Genomic DNA, 22660 nt, shown 5'->3' on the forward strand with positions numbered 1-22660 from the left:
GAGGACGCACGCACGAGGTGGGGGCACGGCAGCACGATGGCTCAGGGCACGGTCCAGGTGACGCACACGGGCACGTCGAGGTGGCGCCGCCGCACGGGTGAGTACGCCTCCTTGGCCGCGGCCCTGGAGGCCGCGGGCGACGGCGACGTCCTGACCATCGCCCCCGGCACCTACCGGGAGAACCTGGTGCTGCGCCGCGCGGTCACCCTGCGCGGCCCCGAGGGCGCCGTCGGTTCGGTCCGGATCGCCCCCGTCGACGGAGTGGCGCTGACCGTACGGGCCTCGGCGACCGTGCGGGACCTGTATCTGGAGGGCCAGGACGGGGCGGCGCCCGCGCTCCTCGTGGAGGACGGCGCGCCCGAGCTCGTCGATCTGCGGGTGGTGACGCGCTCCGCGGTGGGCATCGAAGTGCGCGGCGGAGCGCGGCCCACGGTGCGGCGCTGCACCGTCGACAATCCCGGCGGCGTCGGCATCGGCGTCTTCGACGGCGCGGGCGGGGTGTTCGAGGAGTGCGAGGTCGTCGCGGCCGGGCAGTCCGGGGTCTCGGTGCACAGCGCCGGCCACCCCCGCCTGGAGCGCTGCCGGGTGCACCACTCCAGCGGTGCCGGGCTCTCCGTCAGCGGCGAGGGCAGCGGTCTGGAAGCCCTCGGCTGCGAGGTGTACGAGATCAAGGGCGCCGGCGTGCTGATCGCCTCGCGCGCCGCGGCCCACCTCACCGACTGCACGGTGCACCGCACCTCGGCGGACGGCATCACCCTCGACACGGACGCGGTGCTGACGCTCGCGGACTGCGACATCCACGACATCCCGGAGAACGCGGTCGACCTGCGCTCGCGCTCGGTGCTCACGCTGACCCGCACCAAGGTCCGCCGCTTCGGGCGCAACGGCCTGTCGGTGTGGGACCCGGGCACCCGGGTGGACGCCAACCAGTGCGAGATCCACGACAGTACGGGCGACTATCCCGCGGTCTGGGTCAGCGACGGCGCCACCGCGGTCCTGGAGGGCTGCCGCGTCCATGACGTACCGGACGCGATCTTCGTGCTCGACCGGGGTTCGCGCGCCGATGTCGTGGACAGCGATCTCACCCAGGTGCGCAACACCGCGGTGTCGGTGAGCGACGGCGCGACCGCCCAGCTCGACGACTGCCGGATCAAGGAGGCCGCCACCGGCGCGTGGTTCCGCGACCACGGCAGCGGCGGCACGCTCGCGGGCTGCACCATCGACGGCGCCCAGACCGGTGTCATCGTGACCAAGGGCGCCGACCCCCGCATCGAGCGCGTCACGGTCACCTCGCCGGCCGAAGCCGGTTTCTACGTCTCCGCCGAGGGCCGGGGCACCTTCCACGCCTGCCGGGTGACCGGCAGCGGCGGCTTCGGCTTCCACGTCATCGACGGCTGCCGTACGACGCTGACGCGCTGCCGCACCGAGCGCTGCGCGCGCCGGGGCTACGAGTTCTCCGAGGACGGCGCCGTGGTCGAGGACTGCACCAGCGACGAGAGCGGTGCGGCGGCCGGCACCCCCGAGCCGCCCGCCGTGCAGAGCGCGACACAGACCATGGGCCTGCTCTCCGCCGTGCCCGACCAGCGCGCCGTCGAGCCCGCCCCGCCGCAGCCCGCGGCGGAGCCCGCGCGGAGCTCCGGCGCGGTCCTCGGCGAACTGGACACACTGGTGGGCCTGGAGAGCGTCAAACGCGAGGTGCGGGCCCTCACCGACATGATCGAGGTCGGCCGCAAGCGGCAGCAGGCCGGCCTCAAGGCCGCCTCGGTCCGCCGCCACCTGGTGTTCACCGGCTCCCCCGGCACCGGCAAGACCACGGTGGCGCGTCTGTACGGCGAGATCCTGGCCTCCCTCGGCGTCCTGGAGCGCGGCCACCTGGTCGAGGTGTCCCGCGTCGATCTGGTCGGCGAGCACATCGGCTCGACCGCGATCCGCACCCAGGAGGCCTTCGACCGGGCGCGCGGCGGTGTGCTGTTCATCGACGAGGCGTACGCGCTCTCCCCCGAGGACTCGGGGCGCGACTTCGGCCGGGAGGCCATCGACACCCTGGTGAAGCTGATGGAGGACCACCGGGAGGCGGTGGTGGTCATCGTCGCCGGGTACACGGCCGAGATGGAGCGCTTCCTGAGCGTCAACCCCGGTGTGGCGTCCCGCTTCTCACGGACCATCAGGTTCTCGGACTACTCGGCCGACGAGCTGCTGCGCATCGTGGAGCAGCAGGCGGACGAGCACGAGTACCGGCTCGGCACGGGCACCTCGGAGAGCCTGTTGAAGTACTTCACGGTGCTGCCCCGGGGTGCCGCCTTCGGCAACGGGCGCACCGCGCGGCAGACGTTCGAGTCGATGGTGGAGCGCCATGCGGGCCGGGTCGCCCAGCTGGCCGACGCCAGCACCGACGATCTGACCCTGCTCTACCCGGACGACCTGCCCGAACTGCCCTGATCGGCACGCTGCTTGGGCACACCGTGCGCCAACTCGGCCAGGAGCAGCGCGCGTTCATGGGCGAACACGGGATTCGCCTGGTAGTCGGAGTGGCCCAGGATCGGCGCGGGCAGCGGGTGCAGATCGGTCCGGCCGTAGGCGACGGGGTCGAGCAGCGGCCCCCTGTCGACGTCGCCGTTCACCCGGACCGGGCCTCCGATCGGGTCGGTGGCCCGCCACAGGTTGCGCCAGCAGTGCACCTCCTGGTGCAGGCCCTCCAGCTGCGCCGGGCCGAAGTACGCGGGGAACCAGCGTCCGTACAGCCGCTCCACCGGGCAGCCGTAGGTGAGCAGGGCGACCCGGCGCCGGGTGCCGGCGGGCAGTTGCCACACGGCGGCCGCGGCGAGCACGCTGCCCTGGGAGTGGCCGGAGATCACCAGGCGCCCGCCGGTGCGCCCGGTCCAGGTGTTCATCCGCCAGGCGAGGTCCGGCACGGCGCGCTCGGCGTAGCACGGGGGCGCGAAGGGGTGGGCGGCGCGCGGCCAGAAGGTGCCGACGTCCCACAGGATGCCGACGGTGCGGCGGGCCGCGGCGTCCTTGTAGGCGCGCCTGCCCCACGTGACGAAGAGCAGGAAGCCGAAGCCCGTGCACCAGGAGCCGAGCGACTGGGCGGCGTCGGCGCCGAAGGCGACCGGGGCGGGCGCCGCGTCGGCCGCCCTGGCCGGCACCTGGCTGGTCCACCAGGCGCCCGCGAGCGCCGCGGCGCCGAGCAGCAACGAGGCGCCGGAGACGATCCCGAGGAACAGCGGCGCCCGGTCGGTGAGCCGGGCCATGGCGCGGGCGGCGGCGATGCGGCGGGTACGGCCGTCGTCGGGCCGCTCGGTGGGGTAGTCCGCGACGACGCGGGGCGCGTCCGCCCGGGCGGCACGCCAGGTGCGTACGGCGAAGTACAGCATCACCGGGATCAGCACGGCGATCAGGGCGGGGATCACCGAGGCCTGCCAAGTCAGCAGCGGGGGCGGCCCGTTGGGCGCCGAGCCGGCCATGCCGGGGGTGGCGCCGCGGTCCACCCAGTCGGCGACGCGCTGGGCGACGCCGCCGGTCATCACACCGCCGAGCGCACAGGCGAGCATCGCGACGGCGGGACCGCCCAGGCCCCGTAGCGCGGTGCGTTCACCGGGTGCCCGGCGGCGCAGGTGCCAGGCCACGGCGGCGAGCGCCACCACGAGCATCCCCTGGGCGAAAGTGAGGAAGCCGAAGGCGCGGTCACCGGGCAGGGTGCCGGACGAGGCCCAGTCGGCGCGGTCCCAGGCCGCGTACAGCACGGCGAGCGCGAGCAGAGCGAGCGACAGGAGGGGCAGCCAGGCGGTGACGGCCCTGTCCAGGCGCTCGTCGAGATGCGTCTCGGTCCGTCCGCGACGGCACACCACCCACACCACGACCAGCCCGGCGACGGCGAGCGCCGCCTCGACGAGGAGGCCGAGCGTCGCGAACACGGCGCTGGTGGAGGCGCGGTCGTAGCGGGCGGCGGCGGCCGTGACGGCCGCGGCGGTGGTCAGGAACCCGGCGGCGGTGTGGGCGGCGCGCAGCCGGGCCACCAGGCGCCTGCCGTACCAGAATCCGGGCCTGCTGAAGGCCGGCCGTAAGGCCTCGGTGGCGTCCGCGGCGGGGTCGGCGTTGAGCGGCTGCTGGGACTCGTAGGCGCTCCAGGTCCGGTTGGAGAGGTACCAGAGCAGCACGGTGAGAGCGGCGGGAGCGAGCGCGGCGAGGGCCAGGCGGCGCCCCGGCTGGGCCCACCAGCCGTGGTGGGCCACCGAGGTGAAGCCCAGCCAGTACCAGGAGCGCGAGCAGCCGGCCGAGCCCGCGCACTGCCAGGCGGTGAGGTCGAGCGCGACCTCGCAGGCGGCGGCCACGAGCAGCACGGTGAGGCTGAGCGCGACGAGCCGCACGAGCACCCCGTACAGGCGGATCGCCCAGCGCGGCTCCTTGGCGGGCGGCCGCATCCAGTGCGCGAGGTTGATCACCATGAAGGGCAGCAGGAGCAGCCACAGGGCGCGGGCGCTGTTGCCGGAGGTGAGGTTGCACCAGACGTAGGCCTCGGGCACCGGGCGGTCGCGGTAGCGCTCCGGGTGCGCCTCGGCGTCGACGTCGTCGGCACAGCGGTGGATCGCGGCGGTGTCGTCGCCGGTGACGCGCACGGTGCGCGGGTCGCCGAGCATCGCCTCCGGTGTGGTGCCGCCGACGCCGTGGACCAGCAGTTCGAGGGCCGGCCCGGCGCTTTCGGCGGCGGCGGCACCGGGTGGGACGGCGGCGGTGGCACGGGACACTTCTGCGGCTCGCTCTCGTGGGGCGGGATCGCCGGCGCGGGTGGCACGGAACATCAGGATCTCGGATCGGGACGCCTTGGTGCAGTGCTCTCACCGAATCTCCCCGTGACAGGATGGGTGTCCGTAGGCCGGGGGTGCGGTTGTGCCCGGCGAGGTGTTCGACGATGTGGAAGGGGTCGGCCCGGCAGTGAGCGACCACCAGAATCTGCTCGCGGAGCAGCGTCGCGCGCTGATCCTCGATGAGGTCAGACGGCGTGGCGGGGTCCGGGTCAACGAACTCACCCGGAAACTCAACGTCTCGGACATGACGGTCCGCCGGGATCTGGACGCGCTCGCGCGCCAGGGCGTGATCGAGAAGGTGCACGGCGGGGCGGTGCCGGTCGCGGAGGCCACGGCGCACGAGCCGGGCTTCGAGGCGAAGTCGACGCTCGAACTGAGCGCCAAGCAGGACATCGCGCGGGAGGCGGCCCGGATGGCCGTGCCGGGCAGTGCCATCGCGCTGGCCGGCGGCACGACGGCGTACGCGCTGGCCCAGCAGCTGGTGGACGTACCGGACCTGACGGTGGTGACCAACTCGGTGCAGGTCGCCGATGTGTTCCACGCCGCGCAGCGCGCCTCGGCCGCCTCGTCGCCGCGGCCCGGGGCGGCGACCGTGGTCCTCACGGGCGGGGTGCGGACGCTCTCCGACACCCTGGTGGGGCCGGTCGCGGACGCGGCGATCGGTTCGCTCCACTTCGATGTGCTGTTCATCGGGGTGCACGGCATCTCGGTGGAGGCCGGGCTCTCCACGCCCAACCTCGCCGAGGCGGAGACCAATCGGCGGTTCGTGCAGTCGGCACGGCGGGTCGTGGTGATCGCGGACCACACCAAGTGGGGGACGGTGGGGCTGAGTTCGTTCGCCTCGCTCGACCAGGTCGACTCCCTGGTGACGGACGCCGGTCTTTCGCCGGGGTCCCGCGAGGAGATGACCGAGCATCTGCGCGATCTCGTGGTGGCGGGCGAAGGCGCGGACAATGGCGGCGACAGCGGCGGGGCCGCAGACATCTGACGGCCCGCCAGCTATGGTGTGCGGGCCTCCCGCCCGGGCTCGTCCCGGGCGGGAGGCCCGCACCCGATCGCCCGGAGGTATGCGTCATGGCTCGCCGACTCAGGCCCGTGGAGCTCGACTTCGCCGACTGCGCGCCGGTAAGCCTGGTGTACGCGGCCCGGGTCTCGGCCGCTCCCGCGGTCGTCCACCGGGCGCTCGCCGAGGAGGTGTCGGACACCCCGGCCTGGTTCTCCTCGGTCGTCGCGGCCCGGCCGCTGGACGGCGGGGCCGGGCGCGAGGTCCGGCTGCGTGGCGGGGTGTACTTCCGCGAGACGATCATGGCGAAGGACCCGGGCGAGCGGTACGCCTACCGCATCGACGAGACCAACACCCCCGGCGTGGCAGCCATGTTGGAGGACTGGCGGCTCACTCCGGACGGCTCGGGCACCAGGGTCCGCTGGACGATGGCGATCGACGGGCCCGCGCTGTTCCGCCTGACGATGCGTGCGGCGCGGCCCGGGATCGGCCAGTCGTTCAGGGGCGCGATGCGCGGCCTCGACCGCCGGCTCGCGGGGAGAGCCACGACCTGACCGGTCTCAACTCCCCGCGTCTCAGCGCCCCATGAGGGATCGCCAGATCTCCGCCAGCGTGCCCGGTTCGAGCCCCTCGTCGGAGCGGGCGGCGACGAAGCCGTCCGGGCGGACCAGGAGTGCGCCCTGCGGGGGCAGCCCGACCAGGCCCGACCAGGCGTCCTCGCTGTCGCACAGGACACTCCCCGGCAGAACCCCCCGCGCATCGCCCGGAACGTGGCCCGGGACGCCCTCGTCGAGGGGCGATCCTGCTTTCCCGCCCCGGATGTGATGCACCGTCACGGGAACTCCCCCAGCCGCGTCCGTCCACTCCGCGGCCGCCCCCGCGTCCCCGCCGGTGAGGAGGGCGAAGCCCGGGCCGCCGAGGTCGAGGGTGGACACGCGGTCGCCGTCGCGCTCCAGCCACAGATGCGGGACGCGGGTGCCGCTCTGCCCCGCGAGCCGGTCGACCGTCTCCCCGGCGTCGGCCGAACCCCCGGCGCAGTCCGTGGCCCCGGCGCCGACGGCTGCCGCGTTGTCGCCCGGGCCCTCCGAGTTCCGGGCCGAGGCCGCGTGGACGGCGGCTGACGCGTACCGGTAGCGCGTCATGATCTCGCCGGTGCCGAGCTGGCGGTCCAGCGCCTCGGCGTTGCCGGGCGTACGGATGGCGTACCGGGCGAGGAAGTCGGTGCGCAGCCGGGCCTGTTCGGCGACGAGGAGGCCGCGCGGACGGCGCTCGGATTCATAGGTGTCCAGAAGCGCGTCCGGCGCCCGCCCATCGAGCACCGCGGCCAGCTTCCAGGCCAGGTTGTGCACGTCGGCGATGCCGGTGTTGGCGCCGAAGCCGCCCCAGGGGGCGTGCCGGTGGGCCGCGTCCCCGGCCAGCAGGACCCGTTCGCGCCGGTAGGCGTCGGCGACCGCGGTGCCGGTGTCCCAGGCACCGCGGGCCAGGAGTTCGATGCGCGGTGCGGGGTCCGCGCCGATGGCGGTGCGCAGCAGGGCCAGGCACCGCTCGTCGGGGTAGTCGGCGGGACTTTCGCGGTCCGGGTCGTAGGCGAGGTGGAAGGACCACTCGTCGGTGTTGTTCTTGGCCAGGAAGAGGCCGCGGACTTCGGGCCCGTCGATCTCGCACTGGCTGAAGGTGCGGTCGCGCACGAGGTCGGTGAGGTCGGCCCGGAAGAAGAGGTTGAGGTAGTGGTGGGTGGCGGGGCGGGTGGTGCTGGTGATTCCGAGCGCGGTGCGGACGGGGCTGCCGCCGCCGTCGGCGGCGAGCAGGTAGTCGGCGTTCAGGGTGCTGGTGCGGCCGGTGGCGCGGTCGGTGAGGGTGGCCGTGACGCGCTCGGAGTCCTGGGTGAACGCGGTCAGTTCTGTGCCGAAGCGGATGTCGCCGCCGCGCTGCCGGGCCAGGTCGCGCAGGACCGGTTCGAGCAGGACCTGGGGGCAGAAGCAGAACGCGGAGGGGCTCTCGTCGGCGCCGACCATGGCGCCGGTCGCGAAGACATGGCTCAGGTCGAGCGCCTCGGATTCGGCGATGCTCCGCCCGGTACGGGCGCCGCCGAACCTGCCCATCTTCAGGGCGGAGGCGCTCGCGGCCTGGACGGCGTCCTCGACGCCGAGCTGCCGGAAGATCTCCACGGCGCGGGTGTGCATGCCGCGGGAGCGGGGCAGCACCGTCGGCCCGGTGTTGCGCTCCACGAGGACGTAGTCGACCCCGTGGTGGTCCAGACACAGGGCGGCGGTCAGGCCGACCAGTCCCCCGCCGACGATCAGTACAGATGGCATTGCAAACTCCCCGTGTTTCCCCGTGCCGTTCAGTCGATCTTTCCTACCGTAGACAGCACGGCCGCCGTCGGGGGCAAACTACGGGTCAACGCTATGGTTGGCTCAACCTCGCCCCGAAGGGCGGCAGTTGGGGTACGCGCCGGATGAGGGCGGTTCGACCGGGAGGCCGGGCGGGACGGCGTACGCGTCAGTCGGTGTCCCGTACCGGCACCACGGCCACCGGGCACTCCGCGTGGTGCAGCACCGCGTGGGCCACCGAGCCCATCAGGAGGGAGCCCGGCTTCAGGCGCCTGCGGTGGCGGCCCACCACGATCAGGGCGGCGGACGCCGAGGCGTCGACGAGATGGCCCGCGGCGTCGGCGGGCGCGATCACGGCGTCCACCTCGACTTCGGGGAAGCGCTCCTGGAACGGGCGCAGCCGGTCGGCCTGTTCGCGCCGCTCGTCCCCCTCGGTGGGTTCGTACTGGTCGACGTCGAGCCGCCCCGGCGGGAACTCGCCCGCGACCATCAGGGCGGCCGGGGGCGGTGCGGGGTAGGCGGACAGCACCTGGAGCGGGACGCCTCGCGACCCGGCCTCCTCGAAGGCGAACTCGACCACGTCGTCCACGGTGTCGGCCAGGTTGAGCCCGAGCACGACCCGGCCGTTGGACCGCTCGTCCTCGCCCGTGCGGGCAAGTCGCGGCACCACGACGACCGGGCAGGGCGCCCGGGTCGCCACGGCCAGGCTGTTGGAGCCGAGGAGCAGGCTGGCGAAGCCGCCGCGCCCGCGCGAGCCCATCACCAGCATGCGGGCGCCGGCGGCCAGGCCGTGCAGCGCGTCGGCCACCTCGCCCTCCAGGGAGTCGAACCGTACCGACGGCAGCCGGTCGCGCCCCGACAGGGCGGCGCGGACCCGGTCGGTCACCGGGTCGTTGAGCTCGGGGCCGGGCCCCAGGGCCGCGCGCCGGGCCACCCAGAGCTGGGTGTGGTCGGGCAGGACGTGCGCGATGACCAGCTCGGCGTCCAGTCGGCGGGCGGTGGGAATGGCCCACTCCAGAGCCCGCAGACTGTGGTCGGATCCGTCTACGGCGACAACTACCGGGCGCGTGTCCATGACGTCACATTGGCACGCGTTCCGGGCTCCCGCACGGGCAGAAGGTCCCGTTCCGGCCGGTTCAGCCGGCGGGCCAGACCCCGGTCTCCAGGAAGGTGTCGAGCGTCCTGGCGTAGGGCGCGATGTCCAGGCCCTGCTCGGCGAGCCAGGTGTCCGAGTAGTACTTGTCGAGGTAGCGGTCGCCCGGGTCGCAGAGCAGGGTGACGATGCTGCCGGTGCGGCCCTCGGCGACCATTTCGGCGACGATCCGCAGCGCGCTCCACAGGCCGGTACCGGTCGAGCCGCCCGCCTTGCGGCCGATCGCCTTCTCCAGGGCGCGCACCGCCGCGACGCTCGCCGCGTCCGGCACCTTCATCATCCGGTCGATGGCACCGGGAACGAAGCTGGGCTCCATGCGGGGGCGGCCGATGCCCTCGATGCGCGAGCCGCAGTCGCTGGAGGCGAGCATGTCGCCCTTGGTCCAGCCGTCGAAGAAACAGGAGTTCTCCGGGTCGGGCACGCAGATCATCGTGTCGTGCTGCATGTAGTGCACATAGCGCGCGATGGTCGCCGATGTGCCGCCGGTACCGGCCGTGGCGACGATCCAGGTCGGTTCGGGGTAGCGCTCCAACTTGAGCTGCTGGTAGATGGATTCGGCGATGTTGTTGTTGCCGCGCCAGTCGGTGGCGCGTTCCGCGTACGTGAACTGGTCCATGTAGTGGCCGCCGCTCTCGGCGGCGAGCGCGGCGGACTCCTCGTACATCTTCATCGAGTCGTCGACGAAGTGGCACTGGCCGCCGTGGAACTCGATCAGGCGGCACTTCTCGGCGCTGGTGGTCCGGGGCATCACCGCGATGAACGGCACGCCGATCAGCTTGGCGAAATATGCCTCGGACACAGCGGTCGAGCCGCTGGACGCCTCGATGACCGGCTTGCCCGGCCGGATCCAGCCATTGCACAGGCCGTAGAGGAACAGCGAGCGCGCGAGGCGGTGCTTGAGGCTGCCGGTGGGATGCGTCGACTCGTCCTTCAGGTACAGGTCGATGCCCCAGGCCTCGGGGAGCGGAAAGCGCAGGAGATGGGTGTCGGCGGAGCGGTTGGCGTCGGCCTGGACCTTGCGCACGGCCTCCTTCAGCCAGGCCCGGTACGCCGGGTCACTGCGGTCCACATCGATGGTTTCCATGCCACTCCTCCGTCGTTCCCAGCCCTGCCCCCGCGTTCGACAATACCCCTCCCACCTGCACAAACGTTCTCTTTGGGCATCCATAGGAGTGGCTTGTGGGACGTCTGGTGAGCACTGGACGGCACTGGCCCGGACCCGATCCCCGCCGCGCCCTGGTGCGTAGGCTCGACGTTGTGCAGACTTCCCACCAGGAGCGATGCGAAGGGGGCCGGACGGTCATGGCAGAACCCGAGTTCAGCGCGAAGGGTGTACGGATCGAGCGGTGGACCCGTTCGCTGACCAGAGCCGGCCAGGTGCTCATCAAGGACGGCCGGCTCGCCCTCCTCACCAGCAACGGACGCGAGATCGACAGCGCGCCCGTCGACGCCGTCAGCGCGGCGCGGCCCTGGCTGCCCTGGCTCGCCAAGGAGGACCGGACGGTGGCTCGCCTGAACGGTACCCGCTACCGGCTGACGATGGGCGAGGAGCCGGACCGCTCGCGCGGCTCCGAACTGACGCAGCGGTTCCTGCAGGCCATCGGCCAGACGACGCACGGCGCGCACGGCTGAGACGCGTGGGCTCCAGGTCGTGCGAGTTGCGGAGTGTCAGCCCCTGGGCCACGCTGGTACCACATCACTGAGGGTTCACCGGCGGTGACGCTCCGAGCAGGACTGCGGGCGCGGCCGCCGGACCAGACAGCTACTTCCGGACCACATTCGGGGAGTCGCAACCGTGATCAGCCAGCCAAGCAGGCAGTGCACGGTGGAGCTCCAAGCCCTGCCGTCGCGGATCGGCCAGGTCCGCAGAATCGTATCGGCGCAGTTGCGCTACTGGCATCTGGATCCGCTGATAGACCAAGCGGCGCTCGGCGTCACCGAGTTGCTCACCAATGTCCACCGGCACGCCGAGCCGGACAAGATGTGCTCGGTGGCCATCGAGCTGCTGCTCGACCGGCTCACCATCTCCGTCCACGACCACGACCCGACGCTGCCCGCCCTGCGGGACGCCGAGCCCCTGGCCACCAACGGCCGCGGCCTCGCGCTGATAGCGGCGGTGAGTGAGAGCTGGGGAGTGCGCCCGGTAGGCGAGTCCGGCAAGACCGTGTGGTTCACGCTCGCCGCACCCTCTCCCGCCGTGTCGCTGCCGCCGTACGCGCTGTACGAGACGACGGCGGGCGGCCCCTTCCGCGAGGCGCGGCCCCAGCACGCGGGCCACGGACGTGCCGCGGCCCGGTCGCCCGTCGCGGGCTGAGCGGGCCGCGCCCGACGCGGAGTTCAGGCCGCACCGGTCCTTCCGCCGGGGCCCGGACCCACGCGCCCGAAGTGCTCCTCCAGGACGGAGATGCGGCGCCAGTACTCCTCCTCGTCGATCTCGCCGGAGGCGAACCTGCGGCCGAGTACGGCGATGGGCGAGCGGTCGTCCGCGGCAGCGCGCTCGGTCGGCGGCCGCCACGGTCCCCGGCGGCCCCGCCATCCGGCACGGCGCAGCAAGGTCACCGCGGTGAAGATCACGGCCGCCCAGACCAGCGGAACGAAGAGGATCCAGGGTCCGGGTCCTGCGTAGGCCAGGGTGTTCATATCGGTCAGCTCCCTCGGTGGGACGGGTGGTTCATCCTTCGAGCCTCCCGCCGCGAGGGGGTGCGCGTCGTCGTACGGCCGGCGGCAGTCGCCGTACCCCAGGGGAAGTAGACCGGGCCTCCGCCGTCCGCCCTGGATTCTGTACCTACTGGTATGTACAGTGACGGCATGAGCACATCGGAGCGTCTGGTCGAAGCCACCCGTGAGCTGCTGTGGGAGCGGGGCTACGTGGGCACCAGCCCGAAGGCCATCCAGCAGCGGGCCGGCGCCGGGCAGGGCAGCATGTACCACCACTTCACCGGCAAGCCCGATCTGGCCCTCGCCGCGATCCGGCGCACGGCGGCGGACCTGCGGGCCGCGGCCGAGGCCGCCTTCGCGGGGGACGGCACGGCGTACGAGCGGATCGCGGCGTACCTGCTGCGCGAGCGCGACGTGCTGCGCGGCTGCCCGGTCGGACGTCTCACGATGGACCCCGAGATCATCGCCGACGACGAGCTGCGCGCACCCGTCGACGAGACGCTCGACTGGCTGCGCGGACGGCTCGCCGGCATCGTCCAGGAGGGCCTGGACCAGGGCGAGTTCGCGGCACACGTGGTGCCCGGCGAGATCGCCTCGGCCGTGGTCGCCACCGTCCAGGGCGGCTATGTGCTGGCCCGCGCCACGGGTTCCCCCGAGGCGTTCGACGCGGGCGTACGGGGCCTGCTCTCGCTGCTCTCCCCGCCCGCCGGAGCCCGCTGAACCGACCCCTCCCCATCTCCCCTTCCATACAACGGCGCCACTCCAACTCCCTCCGCGGTCAAGGGAGTACACGCCCCCAGCCCGTCGCCCGAGGAGTACGCGATGCATGTCATGCAGTACGAGATCACCCTGCCGGCCGACTACGACATGAAGATCATCCGCGAGCGGGTCGCCACCCGGGGCCACCTTCTGGACACCTTCCCCGGCCTGGGCCTCAAGGCCTACCTGATGCGCGAGCGCGGGGCCGGATCGCCGGTCAACTCCTATGCCCCGTTCTATCTTTGGGCCACTCCCGAAGGCATGAACTCCTTCCTGTGGGGCCCCGGTTTCCAGGGCGTCGTCGACGACTTCGGGCGCCCCCGGGTAAGGCACTGGGCGGGTCTCGCCCACACCGAGGGGCCCGCGTCCGCCGCCACGCCCACCACCGCGACCGTGCGGCGCACGCTCGTGCCGCACGGAGTGGAGCCGGCCCGGTTCGTGGCGGACGCGGCCGCCGAGGAGGCGGCGCCCGGAGTGGTGGCGAGCGCGGCGGGCATCGACCCGAGCCGCTGGGAGGTGGTCCGCTTCACGCTCTGGGAGGGGCCCGCCCCGGCGGACGGGGGAGACCGGTACGAGGTGCTGCACCTGTCGGCGCCCGGGCGTGCGGGGCTGCGGGCGGGGCGGCACTGGTGAGCGCGGCGCACACCGTGCTCGGCGAGGTGACGGCCGACCGGCTCGGCGTCGTCGACGCCCACGACCATCTCTTCATCCGGAGCCCCCGGCTGCCCGGCCAGGAGATGGACGACGTCGAGGACGCGGCGGCGCGACTCTCCGCGTTCGGCTCGCTCGGCGGCGGCACGGTGGTCCAGTGGACGCCATACGGCATGGGGCGGCGCATCGCCGAACTCCCCGCACTGTCAAGGGAGTCGGGGGTGCACATCATCGCCGCCACCGGACTCCACCAAGCCGCCCACTACCCGGACACGCTGCTCGCCTCCGTGCGCGACCGCCTCGCCGAGCTGTTCTTCGCCGAGCTGACCGAAGGCATCGGCGACACCGGGGTACGGGCCGGACTGATCAAGGTGGCGGGAGGATTCCACGGGCTCGACGCACACGCCGCGCTCACCCTGCGCGGGGCCGCCGAGGCCCACCGGCACAGCGGCGCGCCGATCGCCGTCCATCTGGAGCTGGGCACCGGCGCGCTCGACGTACTCGACCTGCTGTGCGGGGAGTTGGGGGTGGCACCGGGCTCGGTGATCCTGGGGCACCTGAACCGCTCCCCCGACTTCACCGTGCACCGCCTGGCCGCCGAGGCCGGGGCCCACCTCGCCTTCGACGGGCCGTCCCGGGCCAACCACGCCACGGACTGGCGGATGCCCGATGCGCTGAGGGCACTCGCGGACGCGGGGTTCGCCGACCGGCTGCTGCTCGGCGGCGACACCGTCACCCCGGACACGCCGGGCATGCCGCATCTTTTGCGCCGAGTGGTTCCCCGGCTCGAACTCGACCTGGGCAGAGGCCTGTTGGAACAGATCCTGGTCACCAACCCGGCGCGCGTCTACACCTGGTGAGACAGCGCTCCCAGCGGATCGTCGAGCACCGGCTGCCAGGCCAGCTCGGCGGCGCCGACCAGGCTGTTGTGGTCGAGGGAGCAGGCGAGGATGGGTACGCCGCCGCTGCGGCCCCACAGGCTGCGGTCGGCGACGACCGCGCGCAGCCGGTCCGGGTCCGCCTCCAGGAGCGCCTTGTGCAGGCCGCCCAGGATGATCCGGTCCGGGTTGAGGATGTTGACGAGCCCGGCGAGGCCCAGGCCGAGCCGGTCGACGAGTTCCTCCGCGGCGCGGCGCACCGGGGCGTCCGCGTACTCGTGGCGCAGCAGCGCCCGCGACTGTTCGAGGAGCGACACCTCCGGACCGGGGGCGCGGCCCGCCGCCGTGAGGAACGCGAGCGGGTCCGCCTCGACGTCGAGGCAGCCGCGGCTGCCGCAGTAGCAGGGCCGTCCGTCCGGGTTCACGGTGAGGTGGCCGACCTCCAGGGCCAGGCCCGAACTCCCGCTGTGCAGGCGGCCGTCGAGGACCAGAGCGCCGCCGACGCCGCGGTGTCCGGTGGCGACGCAGAGCAGGTCCTTGGCCCCGCGCCCGGCGCCGTGCCGGTGCTCGGCGAGGGCCGCGAGGTTGACGTCGTTGCCGGTGAAGGCGGGGCCCGTGATGCCGGCGGCGCGGACGCGTTCGGCGAAGATCTCGCGTACCGGGGACCCGGCGGGCCAGGCCAGGTGCAGCGGGTTGAGCGCGGTGCCTTCCGGTTCGGCGACGGCCGAGGGCACCGCGAGGCCCGCGCCCACACAGCGGCGGCCGCTGCCCTTGAGCAGCGCCGCGCCCGCGTCGACGACCGCGCCGAGCACCTGGGCCGGATCGGCGGAGACCGTGACGCAGCCGGGGTCGGTGGCGACGATCTCTCCGCCCAGGCCGACGAGCGCGGCCCGGAAGCCGTCCGCGTGCACTTGAGCGGCGAGCGCCACGGGGCCGGAGTCGTTGACCGCGAGCCGGTGCGAGGGGCGGCCCTGGGAGCCGGCCGCGGCGGGCCGCGAGTCCACCTGGATCAGGCCGAGCGCTTCGAGTTCGGCGGCGACCGCGCCCGCGGTGGCGCGGGTGACACCCAGCTCGGAGGTGAGCACGGCACGGGTCGGCGCGCGGCCGGTGTGCACCAGCTCAAGGGCGGGTCCGAGCGCGCTGCGGCCCCTGTCCAGCCTGGTCCGGGTGGTCGTCGCCTTGCCGTTCATGGGGGCGAGTCTCCCATGATCCCGGGCGGCGTCCGGCCCGCTTGGCACAGTGACGGGTTGCCGGGCAGGGGGCAGGCGCCGGGCGGCGTCCGGCCCGCTCGGCACAGTGACGGGCTGCCGGGCGCGGGGCAGGCGCCGGGCGGCGTCCGGCCCGCTCGGCACAGTGCCGGGCTGCCGGGCAGGGGGCAGGCGCCGGGCGGTGTCCGGCCCGCTTGGCACAGTGACGGGTTGCCGGGCGCGGGGCAGGCGCCGGGGCGCGGGCACCGGACCGGGGCCCGCGACCGGAGCGGCCCGCCGACCGCCTCCGGGGTGCCGCCGCGCCCGCCGCTTGATGGGCCGCCCGCTCTCCCCCTATCCTGACTTTGTGCCGCTACTAAACAAAGTACGGACGGCCGCTCCGGGGGGTCCTGGCAACGACACCGCCACCGCTTCCCTGTCCCGCCTCCGCTCCGCCCTGACCGTGTTCTTCGCCCTCGACGGCTTCCTGTTCGCAGGGTGGGTCGTCCGCATCCCCGCGATCAAGCAGCAGACCGGCGCCTCGGCCGGCGAGCTGGGCCTGGCGCTGCTCGGCGTCTCGGCCGGGGCGGTGGTGACGATGGTGCTGACCGGCCGGCTCTGCCGGCGCTTCGGCAGCCATCCGGTCACCGTCGTGTGCGGTGCGCTGATGGCCCTGGCCATCGCGCTGCCCGCGCAGACCCACTCGGCACTCGCGCTCGGCCTGGTGTTGCTCGTGTTCGGCGCCCCGTACGGCGGACTCAACGTGGCGATGAACAGCGCGGCCGTGGACCTGGTGGCCGCGCTGCGGCGCCCGGTGATGCCGAGTTTCCACGCCGCGTTCAGCCTCGGCGGCATGGTCGGCGCGGGCGTCGGAGCGCTGGTCGCCGCCGGACTCTCCCCCACCGCACACCTGCTGGCGCTGACCGGGGTCGGGCTCGTGGTGACCGCGCTCGCGGGGCGGGTACTGCTGCGCCACCCGGCACCGGTGCGGCCCAGCGCGCCGCGCGCCAAGGGGCGCGGGCTCGACGGCCGGGCCCGGCGTCTGGTGCTGCTCTTCGGCCTGATCGCGCTGTGCACCGCGTACGGAGAGGGCGCCATGGCGGACTGGGGCGCGCTCCACCTGGAGCAGGACCTGGCAGCGGCGCCGGGCGTCGCGGCGGCGGGCTACTCGCTGTTCGCGCTGGCCATGACGGCCGGACGGCTCTCGGGGACCGCGCTCCTGGAACGCCTCGGCCAGACCCGCACCCTGGTCGCGGGCGGGCTCACGGCGTCGGCCGGCATGCTGCTCGGCGCACTGGCCCCGACGACCTGGCTCGCCCTGGCCGGCTTCGCCGTGATGGGCCTCGGCCTCGCCAACATCTTCCCCGTCGCCATCGCGCGGGCGGGGGCGCTCGCCGGGCCGGGCGGGGTGGCCGCCGCCTCCACGCTCGGTTACGGCGGCATGCTGCTCGGGCCGCCCGCGATCGGGCTGCTCGCCGAATGGTCCTCGCTGCCGCTCGCCCTGACCACGGTCGCCGTACTGGCCGCGGGCGCCGCGCTCATCGGCTGGACCGCACGCAACGCCACCGCGTCCCCGTCCTGAGCCCGCTTCCCGGCGAGGCCGACTCGCCTGTCCCGTAAGCCGGTTGCCTACGGAGGCGCTAGGGCTTCGGCCTCTCTCCCAGCATGCGGGTGAGCACCGCGCGCTGGACCGGCAGCACCTCCGCGTGCCGGGTGCGGCCGGCGTCGGTGATCTCCACGCTCACCCCGCGCCGGTCCTCGCTGCACATCCACCGCGCGACCAGGCCGTCCTTCTCCAGGCGGCCGATCAGGCGGGACAGCGCGCTCTGGCTGAGGTGGATACGTGACGCCAGCTCCTGGACGCGGAACGCTCCGCCCGGGTCCTCGTCGCGCCCGCGGGCCAGAACGTCCAGTACCTCGAAGTCACTCGCCCCGAGCCCGAACGCGTGGAGTTCCCGGTCGAGTTCGCACGTGGTGCGGGCGTGAACCTCAAGTATGTCCCGCCACTCCTCCACGAGCAGGCGCTCGGGCTTCTCAGCTGCCATGGCCGCACGCTAGCAGAACCCGCCCGTTTTGTTGCACCAGAATTAAATGCAGCCGCACTCTATGCGCACACATGTAATGTCGTGGTGCGGGCGATCGGGGGGAGGGACGGCCGACGGGCGGCGTTTGCCCGTCGGCCGTCCCTGCTGTGAGACTTCGCGCATGGGGACACGCAGCCGGGCCGAGCGGGACGCCGTCACGGTCGAGATCGGATACGCCCTGGCCGGCGCGCTGTTCGCGGCCGGTGTGGTGTTCGGCGCGATCGCCGGTTCCGGCTACGCCCTCGAACTGCCGCACCCGCTGCGGCGGGTGCTTCTCCTCCTCGGCGGCGGCTGCGCCCTCGTCGTGTTCGTCTGGCGGACCGTGCACGTGCTGTGGCGCTTTCCCCACGGGTACGAGCGGGGCCCCCGTCAGCCCAGCCAGCCGGGCCGCACCAGCCCCGACTCATAGGCCAGCACGACCAGTTGGGCCCGGTCGCGGGCGCCGAGCTTCACCATCGTCCGGCTCACATGCGTCTTCGCCGTCAACGGGCTGACCACCAGACGGCGGGCGATCTCCTCGTTGGACAGGCCGATGCCGACGAGCGCCATCACCTCCCGCTCCCGCTCGGTGAGCCGGGCGAGGTCCTCGGCGGCGGCCGGCTCCTTGGAACGTGCCGCGAACTCGGCGATCAGCCTCCGCGTCACCCCGGGCGACAGCAGCGCGTCGCCGTCGACCACCGCCCGGACCGCGCGCAGCAGTTCCTCCGGCTCGGTGTCCTTGACGAGGAATCCCGAGGCGCCGGCGCGGATCGCCTCGAAGACGTACTCGTCGAGCTCGAAGGTGGTGAGCATGACCACCTTGACCTCGCGGAGGCCGGGGTCGGAGGTGATGCCGCGGGTCGCGGCGAGACCGTCGGACCGGGGCATCCGGATGTCCATCAGGACGACGTCCGGGCGCAGTTCGCGCACCAGGACCAACGCCTGCTCGCCGTCGGCAGCTTCGCCCACCACCTCGATGTCGTCCTGGGCGTCCAGGAGCGCCCGGAACCCGGCGCGCACCAGGATCTGGTCATCGACGAGCAGTACGCGGATCACGAGGTCTCCTTGGGCGGGACGGTCAGCGGAAGCCGGGCCGTCACACGGAAGCCGCCGGACGGGACCGGCCCCGCGTCGATGGTGCCACCGAGTGCGGCGGCCCGCTCCCGCATGCCGATCAGCCCGTTTCCGCTGCCGCCCGCCGCGCCCGCGGACGGCGGCCCGTCGTCCTCGATCCGCAGCACGAGCGCGCCGGGTTCGTAGCCGACCGCGACCCGCGCGGTGCGCGCAGCGGAGTGGCGTACGACGTTGGTGAGGGCTTCCTGCACGATGCGGAACGCGGCCAGATCCGCGCCGGGCGGCAGCGCCGTGCGACGGCCGGTGGTCGTGGTCGCGACGGTGAGTCCGGCGCTCGCCGCCTGCTCGACGAGTTCCGGCAGCCGGTCGAGGCCGGGCGCCGGGGAGCGCGGCGCCTCACCCGGCGCTCGCAGCGTCTCCAGGACCTGGCGCACCTCGCCGAGCGCCTCCTTGCTCGCGGACTTGATGGTGGTCAGCGCGGTGCGGGCCTGCTCGGGGTCGGAGTCGAGCAGGGCGAGTCCCACGCCGGCCTGGACGTGGATGACGGAGATGCTGTGGGCGAGCACGTCGTGCAGTTCCCGGGCGATGCGCAGGCGCTCCTCGTCGGCCCGGCGTTTGGCCGCCGCGGCCCGCCCGGCCCGTTCCCTGGCCCACTGTTCCCGGCGTACGCGCACGAGTTCCGCGACCGCGACGATGGCCACCGCCCACGCGGCGATGCCCACCTCCTGGCCCCAGGGCGCGGCCGAGTCGCCCGCGGGCGGCAGCCACCGGTAGAGCCAGTGCGCCACGAGGAGGTGCCCGAGCCACAGCATGGCGACGGCGGCCCAGGCCTGGCGGCGGCAGCCCGCGACGACCGCGGTGAAGCAGCCGACCGCCACCGGCAGGAACACCGGGCCGTAGGGGTATCCGGCGCCGAGGTAGACCATGACCGCCGCCGAGGCGCCGAACACCGCGACGACGGGGTGCCGCAGCCGGATCAGCAGGACCGCGCACGCCGCGAACAGCAGCCCGTGGGCGAAGGCGTCGAGCGGGGCGCGGCCCGTCTGGGCGTGCCCGGCGAAGTGGGACCCGGCGAGCACCACCACGGTGAGCGCGGTCGTCGACGCCCACGGCAGCCGGGCGGTCCGCCCCTCCTCGCCGTCCGGGCCCCGCGCCCAGCGCCGCACCAGGGGCGGCGGCCCCGCCCCGCGCCGGGGTGGGCCGCCGCGGCCGGCGTCGCGCGGTGGCTGCTGCTCGTCCATACCGGCCACGCTAGACCGGGGCCGGGTGCCGGGGCGTCAGCCGGGCGAGGTGGGCGCGTGTACTACCCGGGGAGTACGGCGCCGGGCGGCGTGCCACATCGGCGGGTAGCGCGCCGCGCGGGGAGCGCGCCGCCACCCGGGGGCCGATGCCGGGCCGGGCACGGCGTACCGGGCTATGCGGGGAGCACCAGGCCCACCGAGCGGGCGAGCTGTTCGGCGGCCTGCGCGAAGAACGCATCGCGCTCCTCGACCACCCGGTGGAACTGGCCGAACGCCTCGAAGGAGATGAGCCCGAACAGCTGCGCCCAGGCGGCGACCAGGGCCACAACGACGGCCGGGGGCAGATCGGGCGCGAAGTCGGCCGCCATCCGTTCGCCGTCGACGAGCAGCCGCGCGGGGGGCTTCGGTGGTGCGACGCCCTTGCCGAGGTGGGCGTCGCGGGCGATGGAGATCAGGACGAGACCGACCCGGGAGGCGGGCACGTTGGTCGTCTCGGGCGCGGTGTAGCCGGGCACGGGCGAGCCGTAGATCAGGGCGTACTCATGGGGGTGGGCGAGCGCCCAGGCGCGTACCGCACGGCAGACGGCGATCCAGCGGGCCGTGGGCGACGCGGCCGTCCGCTGCTTGGCGAGGGCGTCCTCGGCGGCTTCGCCGACGGCGTCGTACGCATCGACGATCAGGGCGGTCAGCAGCTCGTCCCGGCTGGGGAAGTAGCGGTAGAGCGCCGAGGAGACCATGCCCAGCTCGCGGGCGACGGCACGCAGCGAGAGCTTGGCGGCCCCGTCCGCCGCGAGCTGCCTTCTGGCCTCGTCCTTGATGGCGGCGGTGACTTCGACACGTGCCCGTGCGCGGGCTCCCTGGACGGTGCTCATGGACGTCAGTCTGCCAGTAACGAGAGCAGTGGCCAAGAACGCGACCCCCGCACACAAATCGGAGCAGCGCACATTTAAGAGAGCACTGCTCTTGCTTTGGAGCGCTGGTTCGGTCCACACTTCTACTGAACAGAGAGCACCGCTCTCGCACTTCCAGGGAGACACACCATGTCCGCTTCCGTACACGTCCAGAAGCCCGGCTGGTTCACGGTCAACGTCTTCAACCGGGCCGTCGCCTGGATGACCCGCCGCGGCATCAGCGTCTGGGGCTCGCGCGTCCTCGCGGTCCGCGGCCGCAAGAGCGGTGAGTGGCGCCGGACCCCCGTCAACCTGCTGGCCTTCGAGGGCGAGCAGTACCTGGTCGCCCCACGCGGCCACGTCCAGTGGACGCACAACATGCGGGCGGCCGGCGGCGGTGAGCTGCACCTGGGCAAGAAGGCCGAGGCGTTCACCGCCGTCGAGGTCGCCGACGACGACAAGCCCGCCCTGCTGCGCGCCTACCTCAAGCGCTGGAAGGCGGAGGTCGGCGTCTTCTTCAACGGCGTCGGCCCCGACTCCAGCGATGCGGAACTGCGCCGCATCGCCCCCGACCACCCGGTCTTCCGGATCACCATCAGCCAGTGACCCGGCCCGACCCTCCGAGCAGCACCCTCAACTCCGGCTGGAGCCACGGCTCATGGGCCCGTACGAGGTCGTCGCACAGTTCCCAGATCCGCTCGACGGGCAGCGCCGCCGCAGTCGCGGGGTCGCACATGGCGGCGTGGCGGATGTGGCGCGGCTCCCCGAGCACCGCGGCCCGCACCACGAGGTCGGTGACCGAGAGGTACGCCCGGTTGAGCGCCGCGCACTGCGGCGGCAGGGCGCCGATCCGGGTGGGCTGCACCCCCAACCGGTCGACGAGACAAGGGACTTCGACGACCGAGTCGGCCGGCAGGTTGTCGATCAGGCCGTGGTTGGGGACGTTGCCGTAGACCCTGCGCGGAGTACCCGTCACGACGCTGTGGATGATCTGCGGGGCGTACTCCATGGTCCCCTCCACCGGCAGCGGACGTCCCGCGGCGAGCGCGTCGCGGGTGCGGGCGTAGGCGGCGAGGTTCTCCTCGGTCATGTCGAGGTAGGCGCCGACCGGCAGGCGCAGCCGGTCGACCTCCTCGTCGTGGTGCAGATACCAGGGCACGTACTCCGAGGAGTGCTCGCTGGTCTCGGTCGGATAGTGGCCCAGCCTGCGGTACATGTCGACGCGTACCCGGCGCAGCAGTTCGGGGTCCTTGGCGATGGTCTCGTCCAGGAGCGGATAGAGGTCCTGGCCGGCCCGCTCGAAACGCAGCACCCAGGACTGGTGGTTGACCCCGGCCGCGAGGTAGGAGACCTCCTCGAAGGGCGTGCCGATCAAAGCGGACAGGTCGTGCATCGTCCAGTGGATCGAGTGGCACAGGCCGACGGCGCGCAGCGACGGCGCCACCCGGTGCAGGTAGAGCAGGTTCATCGCCATCGGGTTGGTGTAGTTCAACAGGGTGGCGTCCGGGCAGAGTTGGGCCATGTCGGTGGCGAGCGCGCGCAGCAGGGGGAAGGTGCGCAGGGCGCGGAAGATGCCGCCGATGCCGAGCGTGTCCGCGATGGTCTGGCGCAGCCCGTAGCGGGCGGGAACCGTGAAGTCGGTGCGGGTCGCCCCGCTCATGCCGATCTGGACGGTGTTGATGACGAAGTCGGCGCCCTCCAGGGCCGCGCGCCGCTCGGGATGCGCGCTGAGCCGCGGCTCGGCGCCGCGCTCGGCCGCGATGTGGCGGGCGGCGGCCTCGCTGGTGGCGAGGCGTTCGGGGTCGATGTCGTGGAGCGCGACGCGGGCGCGGGCGAACTCGGGGAAGGCGAACAGGTCGGCGAGCAGGCCCTGGGTGAACTCCACACTGCCCGCGCCGATGAAGGCGATCTTGGTCTCGGTCATGCGTGCCCTTTCGGACGACTCGGAAGACTCGGACGACGGCG

Annotated in this window: 22 protein-coding genes; 11 read left to right on the top strand and 11 right to left on the bottom strand. The window is 73.4% G+C overall.

Annotated elements, in window-relative coordinates; translation table 11 throughout:
* Positions 1-36: 36 nt before the first annotated feature.
* Positions 37-2439, top strand: a complete 2403-nt coding sequence (locus IE267_RS22920) for a right-handed parallel beta-helix repeat-containing protein (RefSeq protein WP_161246358.1) — start codon at positions 37-39, stop codon at positions 2437-2439.
* Here IE267_RS22920 and IE267_RS22925 read toward each other — a convergent pair.
* On the bottom strand, positions 2409-4799 hold the full coding sequence (locus tag IE267_RS22925; protein ID WP_373304583.1) for a hypothetical protein: 2391 nt from the start codon (positions 4797-4799) through the stop codon (positions 2409-2411). The genes IE267_RS22920 and IE267_RS22925 overlap by 31 nt on opposite strands.
* Before the next feature lie 133 nt (positions 4800-4932).
* Between IE267_RS22925 and IE267_RS22930 the strand changes: the two genes are divergently transcribed.
* Together IE267_RS22930 and IE267_RS22935 are read left to right on the top strand one after the other, a co-directional pair.
* On the top strand, positions 4933-5793 hold the full coding sequence (locus IE267_RS22930; protein ID WP_189764517.1) for a DeoR/GlpR family DNA-binding transcription regulator: 861 nt from the start codon (positions 4933-4935) through the stop codon (positions 5791-5793).
* Positions 5794-5879: 86 nt separating this feature from the next.
* Positions 5880-6362: an SRPBCC family protein gene (locus IE267_RS22935; protein ID WP_189764518.1), complete on the top strand. Its 483-nt coding sequence runs from the start codon at positions 5880-5882 to the stop codon at positions 6360-6362.
* Positions 6363-6383: 21 nt separating this feature from the next.
* Here IE267_RS22935 and IE267_RS22940 read toward each other — a convergent pair whose 3' ends face one another.
* From IE267_RS22940 to cds1, 3 genes are all read right to left on the bottom strand, one after another.
* Positions 6384-8123 carry an FAD-dependent monooxygenase gene (locus tag IE267_RS22940; protein WP_189764519.1) on the bottom strand — a complete coding sequence of 580 codons (1740 nt, stop codon included), beginning with the start codon at positions 8121-8123 and terminating at the stop codon, positions 6384-6386.
* A gap of 187 nt (positions 8124-8310) precedes the next feature.
* The gene (locus IE267_RS22945) at positions 8311-9216 is read right to left on the bottom strand and encodes a universal stress protein (RefSeq protein ID WP_189764520.1); all 906 of its coding nucleotides are present in this window, start codon (positions 9214-9216) and stop codon (positions 8311-8313) included.
* A 61-nt stretch (positions 9217-9277) separates the two neighbouring features.
* On the bottom strand, positions 9278-10378 hold the full coding sequence (cds1, locus tag IE267_RS22950; protein WP_167155666.1) for an L-cysteine desulfhydrase Cds1: 1101 nt from the start codon (positions 10376-10378) through the stop codon (positions 9278-9280).
* Positions 10379-10596: 218 nt separating this feature from the next.
* Between cds1 and IE267_RS22955 the strand changes: the two genes are divergently transcribed.
* Together IE267_RS22955 and IE267_RS22960 are read left to right on the top strand one after the other, a co-directional pair.
* A complete protein-coding gene (locus tag IE267_RS22955; RefSeq protein ID WP_167155663.1) occupies positions 10597-10926 on the top strand; it encodes a hypothetical protein in 330 nt (109 codons plus the stop codon).
* A gap of 163 nt (positions 10927-11089) precedes the next feature.
* A complete protein-coding gene (locus IE267_RS22960; protein ID WP_167155660.1) occupies positions 11090-11608 on the top strand; it encodes an ATP-binding protein in 519 nt (172 codons plus the stop codon).
* A 23-nt stretch (positions 11609-11631) separates the two neighbouring features.
* Here IE267_RS22960 and IE267_RS22965 read toward each other — a convergent pair whose 3' ends face one another.
* A complete protein-coding gene (locus tag IE267_RS22965; protein ID WP_189764521.1) occupies positions 11632-11934 on the bottom strand; it encodes an SHOCT domain-containing protein in 303 nt (100 codons plus the stop codon).
* Between the two features lie 153 nt (positions 11935-12087).
* On the opposite strand from IE267_RS22965, the gene IE267_RS22970 reads away from it, so the two are divergent.
* The 3 genes from IE267_RS22970 to IE267_RS22980 all read left to right on the top strand — a co-directional run bounded on the left by IE267_RS22970 (position 12088) and on the right by IE267_RS22980 (position 14222).
* A complete protein-coding gene (locus IE267_RS22970) occupies positions 12088-12672 on the top strand; it encodes a TetR/AcrR family transcriptional regulator (RefSeq protein WP_189764522.1) in 585 nt (194 codons plus the stop codon).
* Positions 12673-12774: 102 nt separating this feature from the next.
* Entirely contained in the window at positions 12775-13344 is a 570-nt protein-coding gene (locus IE267_RS22975; RefSeq protein WP_167155651.1) for a DUF4865 family protein, read from the top strand.
* A complete protein-coding gene (locus IE267_RS22980) occupies positions 13338-14222 on the top strand; it encodes a phosphotriesterase family protein (RefSeq protein WP_189764761.1) in 885 nt (294 codons plus the stop codon). The genes IE267_RS22975 and IE267_RS22980 overlap by 7 nt, the downstream gene beginning before the upstream one ends.
* Here the strand turns inward: IE267_RS22980 and IE267_RS22985 are convergent.
* Complete coding sequence (locus tag IE267_RS22985; protein ID WP_167155648.1) at positions 14210-15430, bottom strand: ROK family protein; 1221 nt, start codon at positions 15428-15430, stop codon at positions 14210-14212. The genes IE267_RS22980 and IE267_RS22985 overlap by 13 nt on opposite strands.
* Before the next feature lie 364 nt (positions 15431-15794).
* Between IE267_RS22985 and IE267_RS22990 the strand changes: the two genes are divergently transcribed.
* Positions 15795-17009, top strand: a complete 1215-nt coding sequence (locus IE267_RS22990; protein ID WP_189764523.1) for an MFS transporter — start codon at positions 15795-15797, stop codon at positions 17007-17009.
* 58 nt (positions 17010-17067) lie between these two features.
* On the opposite strand, the gene IE267_RS22995 is transcribed toward IE267_RS22990, so the two are convergent.
* The gene (locus IE267_RS22995) at positions 17068-17472 is read right to left on the bottom strand and encodes a MarR family winged helix-turn-helix transcriptional regulator (protein WP_161257170.1); all 405 of its coding nucleotides are present in this window, start codon (positions 17470-17472) and stop codon (positions 17068-17070) included.
* Between the two features lie 160 nt (positions 17473-17632).
* On the opposite strand from IE267_RS22995, the gene IE267_RS23000 reads away from it, so the two are divergent.
* Positions 17633-17920: a DUF6332 family protein gene (locus IE267_RS23000; protein ID WP_189764524.1), complete on the top strand. Its 288-nt coding sequence runs from the start codon at positions 17633-17635 to the stop codon at positions 17918-17920.
* On the opposite strand, the gene IE267_RS23005 is transcribed toward IE267_RS23000, so the two are convergent.
* The 3 genes from IE267_RS23005 to IE267_RS23015 form a co-directional block, all read right to left on the bottom strand.
* Positions 17881-18546, bottom strand: a complete 666-nt coding sequence (locus tag IE267_RS23005; protein WP_189764525.1) for a response regulator — start codon at positions 18544-18546, stop codon at positions 17881-17883. The two genes, IE267_RS23000 and IE267_RS23005, sit on opposite strands and share 40 nt — an antisense overlap.
* Positions 18543-19805: a sensor histidine kinase gene (locus tag IE267_RS23010; RefSeq protein ID WP_189764526.1), complete on the bottom strand. Its 1263-nt coding sequence runs from the start codon at positions 19803-19805 to the stop codon at positions 18543-18545. Before IE267_RS23010 ends, IE267_RS23005 begins: the two co-directional genes overlap by 4 nt.
* 173 nt (positions 19806-19978) lie before the next feature.
* A complete protein-coding gene (locus IE267_RS23015; protein ID WP_161247649.1) occupies positions 19979-20677 on the bottom strand; it encodes a TetR/AcrR family transcriptional regulator in 699 nt (232 codons plus the stop codon).
* A 168-nt stretch (positions 20678-20845) separates the two neighbouring features.
* Here IE267_RS23015 and IE267_RS23020 point away from each other — a divergent pair, with 168 nt between their 5' ends.
* Positions 20846-21301 (top strand): nitroreductase family deazaflavin-dependent oxidoreductase, encoded by a 456-nt coding sequence (locus tag IE267_RS23020; RefSeq protein ID WP_189764527.1) that lies wholly within the window; start codon positions 20846-20848, stop codon positions 21299-21301.
* Here the strand turns inward: IE267_RS23020 and IE267_RS23025 are convergent.
* A complete protein-coding gene (locus tag IE267_RS23025) occupies positions 21291-22619 on the bottom strand; it encodes an alpha-glucosidase/alpha-galactosidase (protein ID WP_189764528.1) in 1329 nt (442 codons plus the stop codon). The genes IE267_RS23020 and IE267_RS23025 overlap by 11 nt on opposite strands.
* Positions 22620-22660: the final 41 nt, after the last annotated feature.

This window comes from Streptomyces xanthochromogenes, assembly GCF_014650455.1.
Taxonomy (GTDB): Bacteria; Actinomycetota; Actinomycetes; order Streptomycetales; family Streptomycetaceae; genus Streptomyces; species Streptomyces xanthochromogenes.